18 protein-coding genes are annotated in these 20,778 nt (G+C 65.0%); all 18 read right to left on the bottom strand.

Annotation, left to right across the window (positions count from 1 at the left end):
- Position 1 precedes the first annotated feature (1 nt).
- The gene (locus tag DES44_RS10765) at positions 2 to 2,191 is read right to left on the bottom strand and encodes a hypothetical protein (RefSeq protein WP_058934945.1); all 2,190 of its coding nucleotides are present in this window, start codon (positions 2,189 to 2,191) and stop codon (positions 2 to 4) included.
- Positions 2,192 to 2,360: 169 nt separating this feature from the next.
- Complete coding sequence (locus tag DES44_RS10760) at positions 2,361 to 4,751, bottom strand: hypothetical protein (RefSeq protein ID WP_058934944.1); 2,391 nt, start codon at positions 4,749 to 4,751, stop codon at positions 2,361 to 2,363.
- A gap of 1 nt (position 4,752) precedes the next feature.
- Complete coding sequence (locus DES44_RS10755) at positions 4,753 to 6,207, bottom strand: hypothetical protein (protein WP_058934943.1); 1,455 nt, start codon at positions 6,205 to 6,207, stop codon at positions 4,753 to 4,755.
- Between the two features lie 12 nt (positions 6,208 to 6,219).
- Entirely contained in the window at positions 6,220 to 6,903 is a 684-nt protein-coding gene (locus tag DES44_RS10750; protein ID WP_058934942.1) for a hypothetical protein, read from the bottom strand.
- 1 nt (position 6,904) lies between these two features.
- Positions 6,905 to 7,663 carry a hypothetical protein gene (locus DES44_RS10745; protein WP_058934941.1) on the bottom strand — a complete coding sequence of 253 codons (759 nt, stop codon included), beginning with the start codon at positions 7,661 to 7,663 and terminating at the stop codon, positions 6,905 to 6,907.
- 66 nt (positions 7,664 to 7,729) lie between these two features.
- Complete coding sequence (locus tag DES44_RS24650; protein ID WP_157592952.1) at positions 7,730 to 8,929, bottom strand: hypothetical protein; 1,200 nt, start codon at positions 8,927 to 8,929, stop codon at positions 7,730 to 7,732.
- A 1-nt stretch (position 8,930) separates the two neighbouring features.
- Positions 8,931 to 9,419: a hypothetical protein gene (locus DES44_RS10735; protein WP_058934939.1), complete on the bottom strand. Its 489-nt coding sequence runs from the start codon at positions 9,417 to 9,419 to the stop codon at positions 8,931 to 8,933.
- Positions 9,416 to 10,924: a hypothetical protein gene (locus tag DES44_RS10730; RefSeq protein WP_058934938.1), complete on the bottom strand. Its 1,509-nt coding sequence runs from the start codon at positions 10,922 to 10,924 to the stop codon at positions 9,416 to 9,418. Before DES44_RS10730 ends, DES44_RS10735 begins: the two co-directional genes overlap by 4 nt.
- Positions 10,925 to 10,966: 42 nt before the next feature.
- The gene (locus DES44_RS10725) at positions 10,967 to 11,653 is read right to left on the bottom strand and encodes a phage adaptor protein (protein WP_058934937.1); all 687 of its coding nucleotides are present in this window, start codon (positions 11,651 to 11,653) and stop codon (positions 10,967 to 10,969) included.
- Positions 11,654 to 11,656: 3 nt separating this feature from the next.
- Positions 11,657 to 11,956 carry a hypothetical protein gene (locus DES44_RS10720; protein ID WP_058934936.1) on the bottom strand — a complete coding sequence of 100 codons (300 nt, stop codon included), beginning with the start codon at positions 11,954 to 11,956 and terminating at the stop codon, positions 11,657 to 11,659.
- Between the two features lie 35 nt (positions 11,957 to 11,991).
- Positions 11,992 to 12,603: a hypothetical protein gene (locus tag DES44_RS25045; RefSeq protein WP_157592951.1), complete on the bottom strand. Its 612-nt coding sequence runs from the start codon at positions 12,601 to 12,603 to the stop codon at positions 11,992 to 11,994.
- A gap of 152 nt (positions 12,604 to 12,755) precedes the next feature.
- A complete protein-coding gene (locus tag DES44_RS10715) occupies positions 12,756 to 13,814 on the bottom strand; it encodes a phage major capsid protein (protein WP_170156649.1) in 1,059 nt (352 codons plus the stop codon).
- 182 nt (positions 13,815 to 13,996) lie between these two features.
- Positions 13,997 to 14,998 (bottom strand): hypothetical protein, encoded by a 1,002-nt coding sequence (locus tag DES44_RS25285; RefSeq protein WP_058934933.1) that lies wholly within the window; start codon positions 14,996 to 14,998, stop codon positions 13,997 to 13,999.
- Positions 14,999 to 15,202: 204 nt separating this feature from the next.
- Positions 15,203 to 17,314 (bottom strand): hypothetical protein, encoded by a 2,112-nt coding sequence (locus DES44_RS10705; RefSeq protein ID WP_116001498.1) that lies wholly within the window; start codon positions 17,312 to 17,314, stop codon positions 15,203 to 15,205.
- Positions 17,315 to 17,344: 30 nt separating this feature from the next.
- Positions 17,345 to 17,956, bottom strand: a complete 612-nt coding sequence (locus tag DES44_RS10700; protein ID WP_058934931.1) for a hypothetical protein — start codon at positions 17,954 to 17,956, stop codon at positions 17,345 to 17,347.
- A 185-nt stretch (positions 17,957 to 18,141) separates the two neighbouring features.
- Positions 18,142 to 18,648: a hypothetical protein gene (locus DES44_RS10695; protein WP_147307048.1), complete on the bottom strand. Its 507-nt coding sequence runs from the start codon at positions 18,646 to 18,648 to the stop codon at positions 18,142 to 18,144.
- A gap of 38 nt (positions 18,649 to 18,686) precedes the next feature.
- Positions 18,687 to 20,222 carry a terminase large subunit domain-containing protein gene (locus DES44_RS10690; RefSeq protein ID WP_058934929.1) on the bottom strand — a complete coding sequence of 512 codons (1,536 nt, stop codon included), beginning with the start codon at positions 20,220 to 20,222 and terminating at the stop codon, positions 18,687 to 18,689.
- Positions 20,219 to 20,773, bottom strand: a complete 555-nt coding sequence (locus tag DES44_RS10685) for a terminase small subunit (protein ID WP_083526032.1) — start codon at positions 20,771 to 20,773, stop codon at positions 20,219 to 20,221. The genes DES44_RS10690 and DES44_RS10685 overlap by 4 nt, the downstream gene beginning before the upstream one ends.
- Positions 20,774 to 20,778: the final 5 nt, after the last annotated feature.

Below are 20,778 nucleotides of genomic sequence, written 5' to 3'. Positions count from 1 at the left end.
ATCAGATGTCCTTGTGCAGGCCTATGTAAGCCTGGTTGTTGATGGTCAGGCTGTTGCCCGCAAGATTGATCACTGAAAGCGTTCCGCCGCCGTCAGAAGTGCATCGATAGGGCACGCGCACGAAGCACAGGCCGGAAGCAGCTCCCAGGTAGATGTTCGTCGCCGCCCAGCCGCTCCCCGACTCCAGCACCATGCCTGTTGGCGGAATGATCTGGATGCCCTGGGTCGCTGCGTTGGCGCCGCTGTAGGGCAGGTTGATGATGATGTCGCCGCGCTCGCCCTTGCAAAAGGCCCAGGCCACGCTTCCAATCGTGGCGCCAACGGCGAAGGTGCCATTGATGTTGGACGCGCTGACGGCTCTGATCAGGTTGGCGACGCTGGTGCCACCAACAGGAACTCCGACAAGAAGCACGGGACGCCCTGCCCCCACCAGTCCGCCAATGGTGTCTCCCGAAACTGGACCAATGACGCATCCGGCTCCGTTTGGCCCGTTGAGCACGATGCCGTTTGTGTAGGTGCTGTCGAACTTGCCTCGTGCGGTGATGCGAGCGTTGTTGTTCGATCCCAGGATGCCAATCGCGGTCCCGCTGCCGTTCTTGGCTATGACATTGATGTCGATGTCTGACGCGTTGTTTTCAATGGCCCAGGCGGTCCCAGGCGTATTGATGTTGTGAACGTCGATCTTGGCGTGGTAAGCAACGCCGCTTGCGGATGCGACGAATCGGCTCCGGCCCGCCACCACGATGCCGCCCGCGAGCTCAATCTCCTCACACAGGTTGGTGGTGGGCGCCTGGAACTGAAAGACGTAGCCGGAGGTCGCGGCCAGCGCACCCGCGACGCCGTGGTACCCGCCGATCACCTGATAGACGAAGCAGTCCGATATGTCGTGCGAAATCTCGAAGTTATCAACGGTGCAATTGACGACCGAAATTCCTTCGTTGTAGTAGGTGGTGCCTCCTGTGCTTCGCAGGCGGATTCCGTAGGTGCCTGCCACACCCGTCGAGCTGTAGATGATCGAGTCGCTGATCATCGCCTCGACGTTCTTTCCGTTGAACAGGAAGCCGCTTTGCGTGTAGATCATGCACGCACGGATAAAGATCTGGCGGCACGCGCGATTGAACGTTGCGAAGCGCGTAATGGTGGAAGACGTGGCATGCACGCCCTCGATCCGAATCTGTCGATCGTATTGGCTTGCCGCGGTGGGCTGATCGGTCAAGCCGTCGAAGTACAAAACGTCTGAGCACGTGCCAGTGATCTGGCCTGCCGTGTCCGAAGATCCCCCGCCAATGATGGCGAGGCCCTCCTTTGCGCCGGTGTAGGAGAACAAGGGCGTCGCGCCGGTCACAGCCACAATTGAGCCGCCTCTCAGATCGACGCAGGCACCGGCCGGCAGGGCGATGGTGCTGGTGATTCGCCATTTTCGGTTTCTCAAATCCAGCGTTTTTGAGTAGATGAACGCTGCATTGATGTAGGCCGTGTCATCCGCAACACCGTCGGCTGTAGCGCCAAATGCTCGCGGGCTCGCGCCGATGTCCAGCAGCCTGGCCCCGATGGTCCGTACCGCATAGTTCTGGTCGCCGCCAAACCCGACCATGCTGGAGCCGTACAGCGGGCTGGTGTAGTTGGCCAGGTTCGCAATCAACGTTGCGTCACCTGCCGCCGCAGATGCGATTGCGGCATTGATGAGCGTCCTCAGATCGCTGTCAAGTTCCTCAATGGCGGCCTGCACATTGGTGGCCGCGATGTTGGCCGTCGCCGTGAACACCACCTGGGTAGCGCCCGGGGACGCGCTCAGAGAGAAAAGCAGCCATTTGCCCGCGGCAAGGTCTGTCGCGAACACGCCAGAGATGTGGGGAGAAACCGCGATGTAGGTGTTGCCGCCCTGGTTGACGAGATCCTTCAATCCGTAGAGCGTTGCCGTTTGCCAGTTCCCTCTTGGGGTGCACCCGTAGGAGGCCAAGAGTGCCAACACCTCAGATGCGAGCGTGAAGAGCTTCACGCGCCCGTCTCGGATGTTCCCGTCATCGCGCTGATTCAGCGACTGATTGGACCGCAGCGCATTGATGGAACTGGCAATGGCTGCCAGCTCTGCGTCAAGGTTGGCTGTGCGCACCGTTGACCGGCCGCCGACGTTGTTGCGCTCGTCGTCGGAAAAATCCGTGGTCGGGGTGTACTGGGGGGCTTGTGCCATCACAGGCTCCGGGCATGGGTGCTCATGCCAAGGATTGGGCCCGTCATGGGGTGGCGTTTTCGCTCAGGTTTGCGGCGCGGTAGACTCTTGCCCCATGGACAACGACCTGCTCCGGATCGCGCTGGCAGCGGCGCTTGGGCCCATCTTCTGGGCCCTGGTTGATGCCGTCTTAGAAGCCATTGCCCGCCGTCGCCCCGGCGCCCTGCGCAGCCGGCGTCAGGAACATCTGAATCGCGCGTACCTGTTCGGGCGTCAGCTCGGTAGGCGTCTGCACCGCCGCTGAGGGCTGGGCCCGTGCGGCCTGCTGGATTGCGCGCTCGTTCGCGATCTCCCCGGCCTGGTTGGCCAAGCCACGCACCCCAGGGATGTTCCGCAGCAGTGGCGCGTCCCCGATTTTCTGCAACAGGTTGAACACGCCAGCAGCCGTGCCGCTCGTGTTCACCGCGTTCTTCGCGCCCGCAGGAATGCTGTTGATGTCCGAAGCCACCTTGCCGGCCAGGTTGAAGCGCATGATCTCCTCGGGGCTGAAGAAAACCCGAAGGCGCTCAGGCCCGATGCTGCGCAGCGTGGCCGCGAAGCGCGCCGCAGCGAAGTTGCCGTCCCCCGACAGGTTGTCGCCGAATGCGGCGCGCTTGAGGTGATTGGCGATCTGGGCCCGGGCCTGATCCAGCGCTTCCGGGCTGTTCTCCAGAACCCTGCGCATGGCTGCCAGATCACGGGCGTCGGCGCCGATGATGTAGCGCTGAACGAATCGGTCTGGAGCCTCACCTTCAAGCGCTGCGCGCAGCGCTGGCGTACTCTCAATGGTGGCGAACCGATCGCGTGCGGCGCGCCGGGCCTGCTCGAAGGCTGCCCGCGCAGCCTCACCCTCACTCATGCGTGGCGCAGCCTGCTGGGCAACAGGCCCCACAGCTGTCCCAGGCTGAGCCGGCTGCGGCATCTGGAAATCTGCCTCGGTGGCAAGCTGGCGACCGGGAGCGGCCGGCAGCGCCCGCTGGCCGGGAAGCCCGGTTGGCATCACGTCCCGGAACGGGACATCCGTGATCCCGTTGTCCACCACGCCGGCCGCACGCGCGGCCTCTGCCACACCGGGGGCGCGGGTGGCTGCCTGCTCTGCCGCAAGAGGAGCGTTGTTCAGTGAGGTGCGCACGATGCCGATGGCCGCTGCCGCAGCATCATCGCCAGCACGCGCTGCACGGCGCTGAGCGGCCGACAGGAAACTGTCGATCTGGACCGAGTTCCCGACATTGAGCGGCGTCTTGCCGCTGGTGATGTCGTTGAGGACGTTTCGCACGTCCGCCGGCAGCGAGTGGCCCCACATGCCTTCGTCGAGCGCCCGATTCGCAGTTTGGCTGAAGGCGGCACTGTCCAACTCGGCGGCGCGGCCTCCGGTCATCGCCCGGGCGGTGTTGTAGAGGTCGTCCACGCCTGCCCGCACCGGCGCATCGGCGGCCCGCAGGGCGTCCATGATGGGGATGCCGGCGCTGTTGGGGTTGACCGCGCGGGTGGCGCCCGCTTGGTCGAAGACGCCCTGCAGCGCGTTTGCCTGAGCCTGGAACCGGTCGGCCAGCATGTTGCTGGGCCCCGTGGGCGTCTGGATTTCAATGCCAGACAGGTTGCGCTCTCTGGCGTACTGCATCGGGCTGCGGGCGGCTTGGCCTGCCGTCAGCGCGGCATCCCCGGTCAGGCCCACCGCCTCGGCCTCGGCGATGCGGATTGCAGCCGCTGGGTCCACACGACGTCCGGTGGACACTGCTTCGGCCAGTTGACGGCGCACGGAGTCCTGGATCTGCTGCGGCACCTCGCGGGCGTTCATTCCCTGCGATTCCAAGACCCGGTTGATTGAGATCTCCATCTGGGCAGGCGTCAGGGCCATGGGAGCGCTGGGCATGACCGCATTGATGGCCTTGCCACCCACATTCGTTGCGACCTGGATGCCCTTCGCCAAGACGGGAGTTACCAGCCCTCCGGCGAGCGCGCCTGCTGCCACCTGCTTGGCCTTGGATTCCCAGAAGTTGTCCGTGTCCTCGGTCACCGGCTGCAGCAGGCCGTTGGCCGCGCCGGCCTTCATGCCGCCAACTGCCAGTGCCCGCAGGCCGTTGGCGTTCCCAACGCCTGGCAGCACGCGATTGACGGGATTGATGACGTTGCCCGTCAGGCGTGCCACGTCGAAGCCAGCGCGGCCGGCGGCAGCGCGGTCGGCTTCGTACTGGGCGTTGGTGTCCTTGACGATCTTGTCAACGCCGCCGACGCCTTCAGAGCGCGCCACCGGCAGGCCCATGTCGGCGAGCGCGTTCCCGAAACGGTCCACCGCCTGGCCCACCGAGTCCGGCACCAGCCGGCGCAGGATCTGCGCACCGCCGTCGATTGGGTCGCGCAGGCCGCGCACGATGCCGCCGAGCACGCCGCCGTCCGAGGCATTGCCTTTCGGCCCGGCGGGCTTTTGCTGGCCGGAGAAGTTGCTGATTACGAAGCTGCGGACCTGCTCAGGGGTGGCGTCGTCCGGGGCGTTGATCTCGTAGGAGCCGCCGTCCGGGCCGGTGATCTGGTACTTGGCCATGTCAATTGATCCTCTTGATAGACCAGCCGCTGGCGTCGGCCGGTGCGGCGTCTCCCCAGCCTCCGGAGGTGCTGCCTGTGTTTACCGGCACGGCATCGGGTGGCATGCGTCCGGCTTTTGCCTCGCCGACGATGCGTTCGAAGTCCGGGCTGAGTGAGTCGCCGATCTCGGCCTTGAAGCCCTGGATTGCTGCGCGGCGGTTGGCCGCCTTCTGGCGCAGCACCTGCGGCGTGTCGCCGGGCTGTGGGAAGTACTGCCGCTTGGCGTTCGCGAACTCGCTCTCTGCAATGGCAGCGCCAGACTCGCGCCGCAGCACCGCGTTGATGAAATCCCGCTGAGCCTGCTCAACCTGTTGCTGCTGAGGCGTTTGGCTGAAGTTCGCGAGCGTCCCAAGCGCCCCGCCAACCACCGGCACAGACTCCAGCGCCCGCTTCGTCCGGCTGTTCTCGTTGACGCCCTGGGATGCCAGCTCGTTGATGATGTCGTCCGCGATCTGCATGCGAGACCCGAACAGCAATGCCTTGGCCTGGCCCTCGGTGGGCGGCTTGGTCTGCTTGGCGCCCTTGGTGTTCGGGTCAGCGGGCCCGCCTGGAATGGGCTCCAGGCCGGAGCCGTCAGCCATCCAGCGGTATCCGGTCGGAGCTTTCGCACCGGCCCGGTTGAGACCGTCGCGCATCTCGGTGCGCAGCTTCTCGGCGTTGGCGCGGGAGTTCTCCGCGGAGGCGTAGGACTGGACAGCATTGGCGCGCTGAGCGCCAGCTTGGGCCCCACGCAGCGCGATTGCCGCCTGGGCCATCGGGTTGGAGGTGTCCAAACCGCCGCCGAACAGGTCCAGCACGGCGCCCGAGGCGTCCGAGTTGTAGAGCGGCTTTGCAGCCACAGCGGCCTGAGCGCGACCGACATCGCTGGCACTACGCTGCCCGTTGAGCACTTGGTCGCCCAGGTCCATGTTGCGGTACTGGCCCTGCGCGTTGGCCCAGTCGTCGATCTTGAAGTCCTTGCTGTTGAGCAAGACCGGCGCCAAGCGCTGGAGCTGCTGGGCGATGCGGCCCGACACAGCAGGCTCAACGCCCACCTGCAGGGCGCTGCCGTCCGGCATGGGGCCGACGCCATCAATCTGAGCAGGCTGCCCGGTCTGGATGGCCTTGCGCACAGCCTGTACGGTCGGCAGATCAGCGCCCGCCGCGCTGGCCACGAGCGATTCGTACTGGTCCGGGCGCCCCTTGAGCAGCGCGGTTTCTGCGGCCTGCTGGTCAGCCTTGGCGTTGTTCTCGCGCGCCATGGCATTGGCGGCCCCGATCTGAGCCAGCGACTTGGCGATGTTGCTCTGTAGCCCCAGCTCCTGGTCGTAGCCCTGCTGGTAGGCCTGATCGCCGCCAAGCAGCGAAGACGCGAGCCGGCCCAGGCCCTGGTTCGCAGCGCCGAATGCGGTACCGGCAAAGCTGGTGCGTGGCATGTTGAGATCCCCTTATGCGAAGCCGATGCCAGGCACCGCGGTGTTGACGGCGCTGCCGTTGACGATCCCGCCACCAGCGCCTGCACCGGCGCCGCCAAGTGCGCCCGCTGCGTAGATCGTGCCCAGCGTGCTGGCGAGCTTTCCGAGCTGCCCATACCAGGGGGTCTGCACGCTCTGCGCGTCCAGTTGCGCAGCCCGCGCCATGGCCTGGTTGCTGGAGGCGTTGCTGGCCAGGTTGCCGCTGAGGTTTGCGCGGCGCATGCTGTCCTGCAGGGATTGCTGGCCAGGCGCCCGAACCTTCGCCAGCTCGCGCGCAACCTGCGTGATGCGATTGCCCTCGCTGATCGCCTTGTCTGCCTTGGCCTTGAGGAAGTCGCCGCTCACGGCGCCATCAGTTCCAGCGGTGTCGATGGTCACTCCGGCGTTGCCGCCCTGCCCCATGCCGATGTCGTTGAGGGACTGGTTGTAGGTGGCGTCCTGCTGCGCGCTGATCGCGTCCAGACGCTTCTCACCGCCGTAGTTGGCGCCCTCGTCCAGCACCTGCGAGGTGGCCTTCTGCTGCGCCTCGTTGTTGCGCTCCATCGCCTGGTTGAGGATGCTGCGTTGCTGCCGCTGGGCGCTTCGCTGGCCGAGGATGTTCAGGGCCGCGCCACCGCCCAGCAGGGCCGCAGCACCGAGAGGGATTCCAGCTGCCATATCAAACTCCGGTGTTGCTGATGATGCCGGTAGAGCCTGCCTGCTTGCGCAGGCCCTGCGAATAGACGCTGAAGGGGTCGTAAGCGGATGCGGCCGCCCTGCCCCGGGCTGCGTTGGACTTGGTGTAAAGCAGGCCCGCGTCTGCGAACGTGTCGCCCAGCGTGGTGCCGGCCGCTTCGGCCGCCGCCTTGCTGTTGTTGTTCTGGAGCTGGGCCAGCGCAGACGACAGGGCGCTGTTCTGGTCCATGCCGGCGTCGATGGACTGCAGCAAACCCAGGCGCGTCTGCTCGTCGTTGCTCTGGAAGTCGGCCTTGGCGGCGTCAGCCTTGGCGCCGAGGTCCAGCAGGCCCTGGTTATAGGTCCGCTCAAGCAGCGCGTTCTGATCGACATCCTCCGAGCCACCGGCCAGGCCCTGAGCGAAGAGCGCGAACTTGTTGTTGCGCGCGGCATCCGTCTTTCGCTCGTCGAAGGTCCGCTTGCCGGCGTTGTAGGCATTGGTGCGGATGTCGTTGTAAAGAGCATCGCGCGCCGTCTTGTTCGTGGCCGCTTTGCTGGCCAGAGTCGGGTCAGTCGTTGACGATCCAGGCAGACGGATCTCCCCGTCTACCGATTCCAGCATTCCGCCGGACGATCCCGTCGAAGACGACGCACTCGGAGCCACCCCGAAGATCGCGTTGAGCTGGTCTCGCGCGGCCTGCTTCTGCCGCTCGATCCGCTGCTGCTCTTCCCGATACCCGCCGTCTCCACCGCCGCCGCCCATAGTGGCCTCCGTTGTCCAATTGCCGCCAGTCTGACGGTGGCGGCCTGGTGGTTTCGCTCAGATTGCTCAGGGGGTTGCGTATAGACCCTGCTGCTGAGCGGCCGTGAGAGAGTTGACCGCCGTGATGATGGCATCGCTACGAGATGCCATGCCGAAATCGCCTGGGTGGAACTTGTCGCCCAAAGAGCGGTTCTCAGCGACATCAGGATCAGCCAGAACAATCACGTTGGAAAATTCAGAGGCCACCGTGCGTACGTCAACGTCGAGCGCAGCCTTGTTGGCCACCGTAAGCGGATAGTTCACAGGACCATTCATGCCAGCTCCACCAGCATCGTAGATGGGCAACTGGTCAAGGAAGGTGATGATCGGAACAGGCCGATCATGTGGGACGAAGAAGGCATCAATGTAGATGTTCGTCGCCGTGGCGTCAGTTTTTGTGATGGTGAAGTTGTGCACGCCTGGGCTCGCCACGATTTTCAGCATCACAGGGAATACCGTCTGTGCACCGCCACTGCCTCGCCGGCTGAAGATCGACGCGCACGGGTAGTCGGATGCGTTGTAAGTCAGGTAGGTGGTTCCGCCCTCAGTGACCGTGAATTGCCCCTGCCCGGCATCAGCAACAACGACATAGGTGAGCAGCCACACATATCCGGCTGATGGAACCGTCACTGCATAGGTGGAGGTGCTTCCCTGGACAGCCGTGCGCTGCAGTTCCGCATTTGAATATTGAGCGCCAGCGCCAGAAACCCAAGTTCCTGTCTGGCCCGTGAAGGCAGATGAATCAACACGAGATGCACTCGAAAGCACTGCAAAGATCGTCCGCATGCAATCGCGGAAATTTGCCCGGTTCACCGCGGTAAGCGGGACTGTGGGAGTGTTGGCGTTGAAATCGGCAGGGTTGTAGCTGTCGTTCGCCTGCGTATCCACAATGACCAGCCCGCGGCGAGTCCCAACCCATGTGGAGCCCGTTTTGGCGGTGCGCACAGCTTGTCCAACGACATCCTGTGCGGTGTCTACCGCCCTGCCACTAGCAACACCGTAGCTCGTCGATCCGGACGCCCCCAGCGCTTTTGCCGCGAGCTTGAAGAACTCGTTGCCGGCCGTGCACCAGGAACCTGGGTCAGTAGTGAAGCTGTGGCCGTACACCCAGATGGGCGTATTGATGGCTTCGCTTTTGGCTCCTCCGCCAGAGTTGGCGAGCGGTCCTGACGGCTGATCCGGATACGTCACCCACTGCCCACCTGGGCCCACACCTTGAGTCGGCATTTCAGTTCTCCTGTTGCTCTCGGACCTTGGCCCAAATCTGGATGTCGGCACCGGTGCTGCCGGCGGCGCGACGTGTTCCCTCGTGCTCCATGCCCACCTGCGCCACCAGCGCCTGCGCCTGTGGCCACGACGCCAGCACATGCGCCTCGACGCGGCGCCGGCCGTGCTCATTGAGCGGGTCCATGGCGTTCACGAGGATTGTTCGCGTGTGGCGCACGAGTTTTCGCCACGATTGCAGCGGCAGACCGTCGGCCACCACCAGCCACAGCACGCCAGTCCAGCCGCTGACCAGCGTCAGGCCGCCAATTGCCCATGGCATACCGGCTTCATCACGGAGCGCCCAGGCGGGGCCATAGCTGCGGTACCGGTCAATCGCGAAGTCGTCGTCCGAGATCTCGCCAACCAGCTCGCGGACGCATTCGCGGTCCCGATCACGCATTCGGCCGACCACGCTGATCGCGTCCGCCAGGGTCAACTCGGTCAGCGTCATCGGATCGCGCCCAGCACCTGGAAATAGAAGGTGGCCTGCGTCAGCTCGAAGTCCTCGTCCGCCTGGTGGCGGAAAACGGGCGCCAGGGCGGTCGCCTGGATCTCGACGGGGATCACGTCTCCGGGCCGCGTGTCGCCGGAGATGTTCTGGGGGATGCTCTCCTTGCCCAGATCGCGCGGGTCGTACTTGAACGACACGTCGGCGCCGCCCACCATGACGTAATCGGCCCCGGTGAATTGCTTGCTCACACCCGGCGACTTGGCATCTTGGAATGCCATCTGCACTTCGACCGGGACAGGCGTTCCGTCGTCCGTGAAGGTGCCGGCGTCAATCTCGTAGAGCGCGCTGGCGGTGCGCAGATACACCTTGCCGCCGAGGGATGCCAGCGCGGTGGCGCGCACCGGAAGCGTGTATTCCGACCAGCAGCCGATCTTGGCCGACTTACTGAAGCTGTAGGCCCACACTTTGGACGTGACGCCATTGTCGAACACGCACCAGTACTGGCCGAGCTGAGGAATCCAGGCGCCGAACGGTTCGATGCGAGAGACGAAACTCAGCGCATTGGATGTGGCGATGTCATCGACCACCGGTGCATCGATGGGAACGCCCAGATCCGTGTCGTCAATGCGATCGGTGTTCGCGGCCACGGTCATGGAGCGAAAACCGAACTGGCTCAGGAAGCCAAGGTCCAGGGCCCATGACGCCAATGTCATCGGATAGTTGGTCCCGACACCATAGATGCGCTTGCGGATCTGGTTGGCGCTGGGGTCCACGGCCACATCCCAGATCTGAGCACCCTCCGGGAAGAACACCACGAGCGAGTCCTGGAAAGTGCCCACCGCGGTGCACGGCTCTTTCGTGTCTTGCTGCAGCGCCACCGGCAGGAATCCGGCATCGCTGGCCGTCGTCCAATTGCGAGCAGCACCGGCGGCGCAATAGCGTACCGTCTCGCCATTGATTGCGAAGATGCGGGAGGCTGCCTTGGTCGCCGATGGCGTGCGCGGGCAGTTGACGTCCGCAATCAGGGTGCTGGGGTTGGTGTCAACATAGTGGTGGTAGTAGGCCAACTGTGTTGGGTTGGGCATAGATGGCGAGTACTGAACCAGGTACTTCGCCACGACATACGGATACCCCTGGAAAATGTCTGCGTAGTTGATGCCAATGAGGTTGGCAGACGCGTCGGCAATGGACGGTATGTCGAGTTGGTACTGCGTCACCAGCGGCTTAAACGAGGTCCCACTTTGAATCGTGGCCATCGCCGTTGGAAGCGTGATTGGAGAACCACGCGGGACAAAGACTGCCAACTGCCCGTTGACGTTCTCCAGGCCATAGGAGCCCGTCAGCGTGTAGTCCGCCAGGCGCTTCAGGCAAGGGCGCTTCTTCAGGCGCCGACCGAGCGTCACATAGGCATTGCGCAGCACCCACAGGCGCGACGCGTCTTGGACGTTGATCGGCAGCCGCAGATCGAGGCCGCCGGAGAAGTCGTTGAAGGTGACGCTTGGCATGCCCGCATCGTGCGCGGGCGGCCGGGGAGAATTCGCGCAGCTTTACGGAACGTCGCGCCCAACTACTGCGGGCTTGGGCTCCATCGTCCGTCCGTCATCGCGCCGGAACACGCCATTGCTGCCGATGGACTGGCCGCGAATCTTGGCCAGCAGCGTGTTGAGCTGGCCCTGGTAGATCTGCGCATCCGGGTGGCGGTAGTGCGCCTTGGCGTTCGTGATCGCGTGCAGCAGGATCATCTCGTCATCGATGGTCGCTCGGTCGTTGTCCTCTGTGAAGCGCCCAAGGTCGGCCACGAACCAGACGCGCAGCGTGTAGGCGGCATCCGCCTTGGGATAGACCAGGATTTGCGCCAGGCGGTCATATCGCTGCGGCTGGCTGAGCGTGTCCATCGTGTTCCACATCTCTGTGGTGATGCCCTCGCGCAGCGTCGTGAACTGGTTGTTGACCTTCGTCTCCAGACGCAGGACGCGCTGGTACTGCGAGCACCCTGAAGCCTGCAACGTGCCCTGGGTCGGGTAGTCGTAGGTGTTCTGCTGGGCGCCGGTGGTGATGTCGTAGAAGTCAGTCAGGTGCTTCCAGTCCTGCAGTGCGTAGAGCTGGGCCTGGCCATTGCGCAGGAAGCTGTTGACGAGCGCGCCGTTCGCGCCCCCGGACGCGCCCATGGCGCCCATGCCCAGGCGGGCCAGCAGCTCAGCGCGAAGGTCTCCGAGGGTGCGAAACAGCGGCATGGCTTATTTCCCCTTCTTGGCGGTCTTGCGGGCCGGTGCAGGATCCGGAGCCTGCTCGGCTTGAACCTCGTCCGGGGCATCATCGCTGCCGGCCTCTTCGGCCTGCTCGGCTTCCTGATGGGTTTTCAGCTTCTCCTCGTACGACGGATCGATGTACGGGTTTTCGTCCAAGGGCAGCAGCTCACCGTTCTCGCCAATGCGCTGCACGCCGAAGCCCTGCTCCAGGAAGGCCTTGGCCTCCTCCAGGCTGCAGTCCTTCGGGATCTTGGTGGAGGAGTCTTTCTCGATCAGGAACAGGGGCATGGTGCTCTCCGGTGGTGGATGAAGACGGCGGCCGTTCAGGCCAGCTCGCCGGCCAGGTTGGTGACCAGCTCCAGCAGCTGCTCACGGCTCATCGTGAACAGTTTGCGGCGCTCCTCGGCCTGGGCCAGGCGCTCCTCTTTCGTGGAGTCCTGATTGACCGTCGGCAGGTGGCCGTGGGCGATGGCGATCTCGCGCAGTTGCGCGTCGGGCATGTCGCTGAAGTCGGGCAGGCCCAGCATGCGCTCGAAGCGACGGTCCTGGAACCGGCCGTAGACATGCTCCACATACGGGATGTTGTGGTCCGTGTGGCGACCGTAGACCTCTGCCAGGCGGTCGTATTCGCTGCGGGCATCGCCGACGAACACGAAGCCGATGCCGGCCACTTCGGACGGGCGCTGGATCAGATCCTGCTTCTTGTTGTGCGGCAGCAGGGCCGGGCTGATCTTGTCGGTGTAGCCGTCGTCCAGCACCGCCGGATCCAGCTCGACCACGTTGCCTTCGCCCCAGATCTCTTCCAGGATCGGGACCTCGTGCTGCCACACGATGCGGGGCAGCGAGGACGTGATGTCGCCACCAATGCGAACCAGCACGCGGCGCGGCAGTTCACGGTCAGCAGGTGCGGGGGCGGTCTTCTGGATGCGGGCCATGTGGATCTCCATCTGTGGCTGTGGATGTGGCGGTCAAAAAGGACCGGGAGGCAACTGCGCAGCTCCCCGGCCAAAAGGCCCTGCCGACCGCCGTCTGCAGGATCTGGAAACAGGAGGCGGCGACCGCCGAAGCAGCCGCCGCCGGGGTGCCGTTAGGCCAGGGCCAGAACGGCGTTGGCGTTGGACCGATTCATGGTCAGGCCACCGCGCCAGGTGATGGCCCAGTAGTACTCGTAACGGTCATAGGCGCGCGGCGGCTTGCGGGTGATCATGTCGTGACCTTCCAGCGGGCGCAGCCGGATGGTGTTGGTGTTGAGCATGTACATCCGCTTTTCCCAGGGCGTGGCCGGCGCGAAGCGCGCGTCCAGGTCCGAGAACTCCGGTGCCCACTTGATCTCCGTGCCTTGGAACATCAGTTCCTCGGTGCCGCCGCTCACGCTCTTGCCGAAGGCCTGGACGCCGTAATCGACGCGGCCGAAGCTGTTCAGCATGAAGTTGCGATAGCCGTCGATGAAGTTGGATCCGGCGATCATCAGATCCGGGCGGCCACCGTTGCGGCGGCAGTTCCGGTAGGTGACCTCCATCTGGTTCAGGATGGTGCCGGTGCCGGTCGTGGTCGTCAGGCCGGTGGCCACGTTGTTGCGCCAGTAGGCGTTGGCCGCGACCGAGCGGTCGATGCCGCCCACCACGCCCACGGTCGGGGTCAGCGACACCAGCGCGTCCAGGCCGGTGATCGCGTCCGGGCTCTGAGAGCCGTCCACGTGCAGGGCGTAGGAGAACTGCTCCTGGAAGCCCAGGCGCAGCACTTCCGACTGCTCTTCGAACAGGTTGGTGAGCTGGATCTTTTCGGCCTGGCTGGCGTTGCTGGGGCCGCGGTCATCGGTCACTTGAATACCGTTCTGGGCCAGCCGGTCCTCGTCCAGCGCAAAGCCGTCGTGGCACGAGCGCCATGCGTAGTTCGCCTGCTCCAGGGTGGCGCGACGGTTGTACGTCACGACCTGCGAGCCGTTGAACCATTGGAAGTTGGATTGGTAGCCCTTGCGCAGCTGCTCGACGATGAACTGCTTCGCGCCGGGGGCGTTCTTCTTCTTGGCCTGCAGCGCCACCATCAGCACGCGGTCAACGGCGACCTGATCGACGGGGTTGTTGGCCAGATAGAAGTCGAGACCGGCCTTGCCGGCGTCTTGGATGTCTTGAGCGGAAAACGGCATGGTGTCCTCCATGTGCATGTGAAACCGGGCTGGCCCGGCGGCTCGCGGCGGACGAATCCCGCAAATGCGTCCCACATGCCCTCGGCGACCTGGGCTCACGCCTGACTGCACCGCTTGGCTTGCGCCGGGGCGGTGCCACCCTGGTGCTGGTGCGCGGGGCCAGCGTTATCGCGCGGTGACGGTCAGCGGTTGGCCCACATCGCGTCGAACATGTTGCCCGGCTTGGCGGCGCCTGCGACGGTGCCGGTGGGCCTGAGCGGTTGGGCGGCAGGCGCAGCGGATCCGCCGCCACGGCTTTGCGTCGCCACCCGTTTGATGAGCTGGTACTGCGTCTTGACTACCTGCAGCCATTGAGCTGGCGGCACGCTTTGAAGCATGTCCTTCAGCACCGGCTCAAGCTGGGCCTCAATGTGCGGATAGTCCAGGTCGGCGCGCGCCATTTCTTTGGTGAAGTCGTCCACCGCCTTGAGGGCAGTGTGCAGCTCCTGCTGCTGCCGCTGCGCCTGCTGGTCCTGCTCATGCTGGCGTTGCTGTTGCTGCTGCTGGGCCTGCATGCGCTGCTGACCCATCTGCTCCATGCGGCGGGCGCGCGCCATCTGCAGTGCGTCTTCCTCCGCAATCAGGAAGTTGTTGACCTTCTGGCGCAGGTCCGGGAACTCGGCCAACGGATCGATTTGCCCGGGGGCCTGACCAGCCAGAACGGAGAGCTGCTGCAACTGCTCCTGCAGCGCCTGCATGGCGCCGACATAGTCGCCGCGGTTCATGGCGCCGATGACGCCCATGGCCATCTGGAACTGTTCGGGCTGAACCTGGTTCTCGGTCCAGATCTCCCGCATGGCGTTGACGCTCTGCTCGTACTGCTCGACCTTGGCCGTGAGATCGCGGTTGGTGTTCGCGAGCTTCTGGAACCGCTCCTGTGCCTTCTGGCCCAGGCCCTCGGGCATCTGGGTCAGATCTTCAGCGCCGGGCGGCTTCTGCTTGGCGGCTTCCTGGGCGGCAAGGGCGGCTGCCTGATCGGGGGCGAGGTTACCCTGCTCATCGACCGCCTGGCCCTGTGCGTTCTTGTGAGTGAAGCGGCCCAGCTCATCGCGGGGCTGTGCACCGGCCGGAGCAGGCGACGCACCGGGCGCTGGAGCAGGCGCGGCGGCCGACTGGCCCAGGCCTCGCTCGATGGCTTCCAGCATGGAAGCAGGACCAGCAGGAGCTGGCGCGGGCGCCGGGCTCGGCGCAGCGGGCGCTGCCTCAGCAGGCGCTGGAGCCGGCGCCTGGGATTCGAGGACGCCAACGCCTCCTCCCAGGTTTGATCCGTCGCCGTCCTCCGGCTTTTGGTACCGGGGGGCCTTTCTGAGGAAGAAAAGTTTGAGCATGGCGGTCTGTGGGCTGTTGGTTTAGTCGTCGGTCACCGATTGCTCAGGCGGCATCGGCGTACCCATATCGTCGGACTGTGGCTCGGGGGTTTTCTCGGAGCTTTCCACGGAGCGCACCACCTGCAGGGACTGCACGAACGCGATGGCGGCGGCCGCGGGGTTGGCAGAGGTTGCGATGCTGGTTGCGGCAGTGACATAGCCCTTCTCCACCTCTTCCTGTGCCTTTTCCAGTTGCTCGGTCAGGTCCTTGACCTTCATCTGGAGTTCCTGCACCTGCTGCATCAGCAGGGTGGGGTCCTGCTGGCCCTGCTCCGGCGGCTTGGGCAGCAGCGCGTCCAGGTCGATCCGCTCGTCGAAGCGGCGCAGCGTCTCGCGCAGCATCTCCACCAGGGCCTGTCCGAGCTGGACCTGGCCCTTCGAGTAGAGGTCTGCCACCGTGATGACGGTTTCCTTGATGACCGGCTGCAGCTTCGTCCACCGGTCCTGCTCTTGCAGGCGATCTGGACGGCCGGTGGAGCCAGCACGAACGCGCACGGTCACCTGGTCGAAGATCTCCTCGGCGCTGAGCTGCGGCCACTGAGCATCAGGCCCGGCGATGCGCTTGACCTCGGACTCGCTCAGCTTTCTCAGGCAGATCTGCAGCGAGTCGCTGCCCAGATCGGACAGCAGGTCCTCCTGGATGTCCTGGCGTTCGGCGCTGCGGCCCCGCAGGCCCTGGCTCAGGATCTCGGCTTCGGTGGCGGTCTTGGCCTGGAGCACGGAACCGCGGCTTGCATCGCCGCCGCCCAGGATCTGCTCGATGTCGGCGCGAGCCGGCGCGGTGTCGTAGTTGCGTGGGTCGATGCTGCCCAGCGTGATGGCCGCTAGGTCGTTCGTGATGGGGTTGTTGCCGGCGCCCTCGACCATGATCAGGTCGTTGCCCTTGCGGTTGCGGATGTTGGCCAGGTCGTTGTCAGTGAGTGAGCCGCCCTTGCGGCCCACCGTGAACGGCCGCGAGTCGCGCCGGTCCTGTACGAAGTCGTCCCGGGCCTCGTTGTACTCGTCGACAAGGGGCTTGATGAGCGACACGTCTGCCAGCGGATACATGCCGCCGTCCACCTCGTTCCAGGCCAGCAGGTAGAAGGGATACCAGCGTCGGGCCGTCCAGTCCGGAGAGAACGACGGACGGCAAAAGCCCTCCTCGCCCATGCAGATGGTGTGCACGCGATTCTGGGACTTGTCCCAGATCTCCCAGACGCACAGCAGGTCGTCGTCCTTGCTGCCCTTGTTGCCGGACATGGTGGCCGGCGCCTGCTCCTTGCCTTCGCCGCCGGCCTGCTTATAGGTCTTGGCCTTCTTCGGGTCGTAGCCAAATGCCTTCACGTAGGCCGCGCGGGTCATCCACACGCGGTGGGCGATGGCCTCGGAGCGCTCGTAGTCAGTCACCTCGCGGACGCTGCTGTCGAGCACCAGGATGTCTTCGGAGAGCACAAAGTCCAGCACCAGCCCACGCCAGATGACGATCTCGGACTGGCTCTGCAGGCCCGCTAGCGTCTCGCGTAGCTGGGCCAGCTCCAGGTCCTGATCCGATCCGGCCTGCGGGTCCTCCAGGCAGTCGCGCAGCTGCTGCAGCCGAGCGATGTTGTCCTGTGTGTCGTCCATCCGCGCCTGAATCTGCGGGTCTTTCTGCCGCTCTTCCTGCCAGGACAGCTTCAGCCAGCCCACTGACGTGGCGTAGGCGCTCGTCAACTGGCGCTTGGCCTTCTTCTTGAGCTTGCAGTCCACCACCAGCATCTGCGTGAGCACGGTCTGGGCCGTCTCACCGAACTTGCGCACCAGCGGTACCTGCTCGGTCGGAACGCCGGAGGTGGGCTCGACGCTGAACTCCGGGTCCTTGGCGTAGATCTGCGGACGGATGGAAGCCAGGTTCGAGTAATAGAGGTTCGAGCGCAGGCGCTTTTTCTGCGTGCCGTCGCCGGGCTCAAAGCCTCTCAGCCGCGTGCGGTTGTGCTCGAACTCGTGAAAGGTGTCCTTCACGCAGGGGCGGGAGAGCGCGGTCTCCACGCGCCGCTGGTAGTCGGACGAGAGCTTCTTGTCTTGGTCGGACACTTCCCTCTCGCCGTAACCGGCCCGCTGTGGTTGACTTGCGTCCATGACTTGCTCTCCCGCCATGCGTTGCTCCGGTTACGCCTCGACGGACACGCCCAGCGTGCCGGACGTGTAGGCCGACAGGCTGGCGCGCAGATAGCGCGGCATCTTCATCTCCATCACCATGCCCTGGTTGGTGGCCGCCACCACGATGGACGAGCTGGCCACCGTGCTGGACGATGCCGCCGACGCGGAGGTGTTGGTGATGCCCGGCAGACCAGGCGACAGCACCGGCGCGGGGACGATGCCCAACTGCGCGTTGTTGCCGGCCGCGAACTCAGCGTAGCTCTCGAAGGCCTCCAGCAGCAGCGTGGCCACGCCGTTGCCCCACAGGTGCAGGGCTGCGGAGTGGTTGCGCATGCCGGGGGTGGCATCGAAGATGGTCGCGACGCGCGGAGTTCCACCGAAGACGCCGTTGCCGACCGAGCCGACCAGCGTTGCCGTGGTGGCGCCGACGCTCGCCAGCGTCCACTCGCCGTTGGCGTTGGTGTTGCCGGTGACGCCAGCGATGGCAATGCGGTCACCGTTTTTCAGGCCGTGGCCAGCGCCAAGCGTGATGACGATGGGCGTCGCGTTGGTGGCGCCGCTGATGGTGATCAGGCCGCCCGCAGCGCCTGCAGAGCCGATGGTGAGTACCTTGTTGGACATGATGGTCTCCTATGCAGAGAACGGCCCTGCCAGCCGGGTGCGAAGCGAGGGGCCGCACCGCCCCATGAAAACGGCCGGGTTGACCGGCCGGCTGATCAGCAGCGCTTCTTGCCGCCGCCGCCCTTGCCCTTCTTCTTCATGGCGCTTCCTTTCGCGTGGTGGTTGAAAACCCGGGGAGGCTCGTTTCAGGTCTTGGGCTCGTCGGGGCCAACCACACCACCGGCGGCCAGGATGATCCCGTCGCCGCGCAGGGGTCGGATCGCTTCCATGTCGGCGACGAACTGGTCGGACTTGTCGCTGTCGGGCTTGATGGCCTGGTTGATGACTTCCAGGAAGCCGACGCTGTTCAGGCGCTCCAGGGCGGCCTTCGATTGCAGAAAGGCAGCGGCCTCGGCGTCCAGAGCGCGGACCGTGTCTTCCAGGTTCACCGCCGCAATCTCGGTGGCAGCCTCGACGCTGTCCACGCCACTGATGACAATCGTGTCGCCGCCCACGGTGCAACCACCCTGCACGCTGCCCACCGGCAGGCCGTCAAGCGTGCCGCCGACGGTGAACACGTAGAAGGGCTGCATGTCGCTGTCGCGCCCCTCGTGTTCGAAGACGACGCACAGGTCATCCAGGCGGCGCAGTTCTGACGCGGTCAGGTCGCGGCGCTGGCTGAAGTCGGGGGCTACGTTGGCTGCGGAGATCATGCGGACCATTGGGCCCGCGCGCGCGTTGGGTTTTCGCGCTACTTCTGCGCGAGGACCCACTCCAAGGTGAATGGCTTCGGGCCGCCGGCCAGCTTCCTGGGCTTGGGAACGCGGCTGACCGGCCGCGCCATGCAGGCATACCGCGTCTCGTCGGCGGCGTGGTCCTCCATCCGGCTGTCCAGGTCTTCCATGTTCTTCTCGTCGTGCATCAGGGCCGGCACGGTGCGCCACCAGTCGTAGCAGGTCTCCACCACGTACAGCATGGGCTCGCCGTGGTCCATCTCCTGGTACTTCATGCGGTCGTACATCTGCTGCCAGCCCTGCACGCGGCTGTTGTCAGCGGCTCGGAACCTGGGCCCTACGAACTGACCGGGGCGCTTGGGGTCGCACTTGAGCATGCGCTCCACGAAGCTGGGGCCGCCGTCCTCCTTCCACATGGACGGGTCGCACACGCTGAGGTTCTCGTCGATCTTCTCTCCGGCCTCGCGCTCCATGATGCCGCGCGCCACCGCCTCAGCGCTCAGCCGCAGGCCCACGTCAGGCATCACCTTGCCCTGCTCGTCCTTCTTCACGCCATACCACTCGCGATAGCGCACGATGGCGCCCTGCGGCAGCATGCGCTCCTTTCCGTCGCTGAACTTCACCCACTCGCCGCCCTCTGCGACGCACCACCAGCCCACGGAGAACGGCTTGGCAGAGCCCCAGTCCATCGAGCGGAAGCGGGTCCAGTGCTTGGGCGGCGTGAATGGCGGGAGCGCGTGCACGTCGCGGCGCAGGATGTCGAAGAAACTGCCGGCCACCACGTCCCAATCCCCGTCGAGCATCGCCCGGACGAGTTCCTCGGACCCCAGGCCCATCAGCTTTGCCTCGTAATCCTCCGCATCAACGTGCCGGTTGTCCTGCAGCTTGGCGGGGATGAACTGGCGCAGCATGCCGCCCTCCTTGGCCGGCATCCGGCGAACCTCGTAGGGCTTCACGCCGTCGATGAACGACGACTTCACCCACTGGTGTCCGATGTTGCCGGGGTTGCTGCCCAGGATCGCGAGGGGGATCTTCTCGGACAGTTCCACGCCGAACTGCGCCTTGAAGTAGTCGATGGCCCACTTGGGCATCTTCAGGCCTGGCGCCCGCATCCGGCCCCGTAGGAAGCGGTAGATCTTCTCGGTGAACATGGTCGCCTCGTCGATCAGCAGCACGTGGATTTCCGCGCCCTGGTACTTGAAGCGGTCCTTCTCGTACTGGCAGTGGCAGAGGAAGATCTTCGACCCGTTCCAGAACCTGACCTCGTTCTCCACGATCTTGACGTGGCCGGACAGCACCAGCTCGGACAGCATCTCCGGGAATCCGCCGGTGCCCTCGATGTGGTTCTTGATCAGGTCGTCGTACAGACGCCGGAACAGGTAGACGTTCAGCCCAGGGATCAGCCCACACAGGATGATCGCCAGGGCCCGCATGAAGTAGGACTTGCCGCCGCCGGCCGCGCCGCCGTAGAGGATCTCCGTTGCCGGAGACTTGACGGCCCGCGACTGCTTGGCCGTGAACTTGATGTCGAAGCGGGGCGGGTTCTGGGTCATTCGTCGTCGGTTGACAGCGTCACGTTGAACACCGGCGCCATGGCCGGCAGGGGCTGGCCACCGGGTCCGGAGTGCTCCACCTTGTCCCGCAGCATGCCGAGATGGCGCATCGCCAGCGTCAGGGCGCTGACCTTGTCCACCGCCTTGATCTTGCGGGTCCAGGTGGTGGTGGCGCCGGCCTCTTTCTCCAGCCCCTCGATGGTCTCCACGGCGGCCAGTGCGGCCGCGGTCTCGTCGTCCAGCTCGGTCGGCTTCTTCATGGAGCCGTCCTCGTTGTAGAGCTTTCGGATGTCGAAGAACGCCACGCGGGCCAGCTCCTGCAGGATGCGGTCGGCTGTGATGTTGGTCCGGTTGGCGCGCTCCTTCATGGCCTCCTCAATGGCGGCCGCAACCTTCGGCTTCTCCAGCAGGTATGAGCCAATTCGGCCCGCAGTCTTCGCGCTGTAGCCGGCCCGAAGTGCTGCCTTCGATGCGTTTAGGTCGATCAGGTATTCATCAACGAACAGGCGCTGCAGGTGGGTGAGCACACTCAAGTCTTTCTTGATGGGCATGGTCG

This window comes from Roseateles depolymerans (assembly GCF_003387155.1).
GTDB classification, from domain to species: Bacteria; Pseudomonadota; Gammaproteobacteria; order Burkholderiales; family Burkholderiaceae_C; genus Roseateles; species Roseateles depolymerans.
This window is presented reverse-complemented; position numbering and strand designations above follow the sequence as displayed.

What these genes read in the sequence shown, in the direction of transcription:
- DES44_RS10765 (WP_058934945.1), bottom strand. Translation starts at nt 2,191, where the DNA reads ATGGCACAAGCCCCCCAGTACACCCCGACCACGGATTTTTCCGACGAC.
- DES44_RS10760 (WP_058934944.1), bottom strand. Translation starts at nt 4,751, where the DNA reads ATGGCCAAGTACCAGATCACCGGCCCGGACGGCGGCTCCTACGAGATC.
- DES44_RS10755 (WP_058934943.1), bottom strand. Translation starts at nt 6,207, where the DNA reads ATGCCACGCACCAGCTTTGCCGGTACCGCATTCGGCGCTGCGAACCAG.
- DES44_RS10750 (WP_058934942.1), bottom strand. Translation starts at nt 6,903, where the DNA reads ATGGCAGCTGGAATCCCTCTCGGTGCTGCGGCCCTGCTGGGCGGTGGC.
- DES44_RS10745 (WP_058934941.1), bottom strand. Translation starts at nt 7,663, where the DNA reads ATGGGCGGCGGCGGTGGAGACGGCGGGTATCGGGAAGAGCAGCAGCGG.
- DES44_RS24650 (WP_157592952.1), bottom strand. Translation starts at nt 8,929, where the DNA reads ATGCCGACTCAAGGTGTGGGCCCAGGTGGGCAGTGGGTGACGTATCCG.
- DES44_RS10735 (WP_058934939.1), bottom strand. Translation starts at nt 9,419, where the DNA reads ATGACGCTGACCGAGTTGACCCTGGCGGACGCGATCAGCGTGGTCGGC.
- DES44_RS10730 (WP_058934938.1), bottom strand. Translation starts at nt 10,924, where the DNA reads ATGCCAAGCGTCACCTTCAACGACTTCTCCGGCGGCCTCGATCTGCGG.
- DES44_RS10725 (WP_058934937.1), bottom strand. Translation starts at nt 11,653, where the DNA reads ATGCCGCTGTTTCGCACCCTCGGAGACCTTCGCGCTGAGCTGCTGGCC.
- DES44_RS10720 (WP_058934936.1), bottom strand. Translation starts at nt 11,956, where the DNA reads ATGCCCCTGTTCCTGATCGAGAAAGACTCCTCCACCAAGATCCCGAAG.
- DES44_RS25045 (WP_157592951.1), bottom strand. Translation starts at nt 12,603, where the DNA reads ATGGCCCGCATCCAGAAGACCGCCCCCGCACCTGCTGACCGTGAACTG.
- DES44_RS10715 (WP_170156649.1), bottom strand. Translation starts at nt 13,814, where the DNA reads ATGCCGTTTTCCGCTCAAGACATCCAAGACGCCGGCAAGGCCGGTCTC.
- DES44_RS25285 (WP_058934933.1), bottom strand. Translation starts at nt 14,998, where the DNA reads ATGCTGGAAGCCATCGAGCGAGGCCTGGGCCAGTCGGCCGCCGCGCCT.
- DES44_RS10705 (WP_116001498.1), bottom strand. Translation starts at nt 17,314, where the DNA reads ATGGACGCAAGTCAACCACAGCGGGCCGGTTACGGCGAGAGGGAAGTG.
- DES44_RS10700 (WP_058934931.1), bottom strand. Translation starts at nt 17,956, where the DNA reads ATGTCCAACAAGGTACTCACCATCGGCTCTGCAGGCGCTGCGGGCGGC.
- DES44_RS10695 (WP_147307048.1), bottom strand. Translation starts at nt 18,648, where the DNA reads ATGATCTCCGCAGCCAACGTAGCCCCCGACTTCAGCCAGCGCCGCGAC.
- DES44_RS10690 (WP_058934929.1), bottom strand. Translation starts at nt 20,222, where the DNA reads ATGACCCAGAACCCGCCCCGCTTCGACATCAAGTTCACGGCCAAGCAG.
- DES44_RS10685 (WP_083526032.1), bottom strand. Translation starts at nt 20,773, where the DNA reads ATGCCCATCAAGAAAGACTTGAGTGTGCTCACCCACCTGCAGCGCCTG.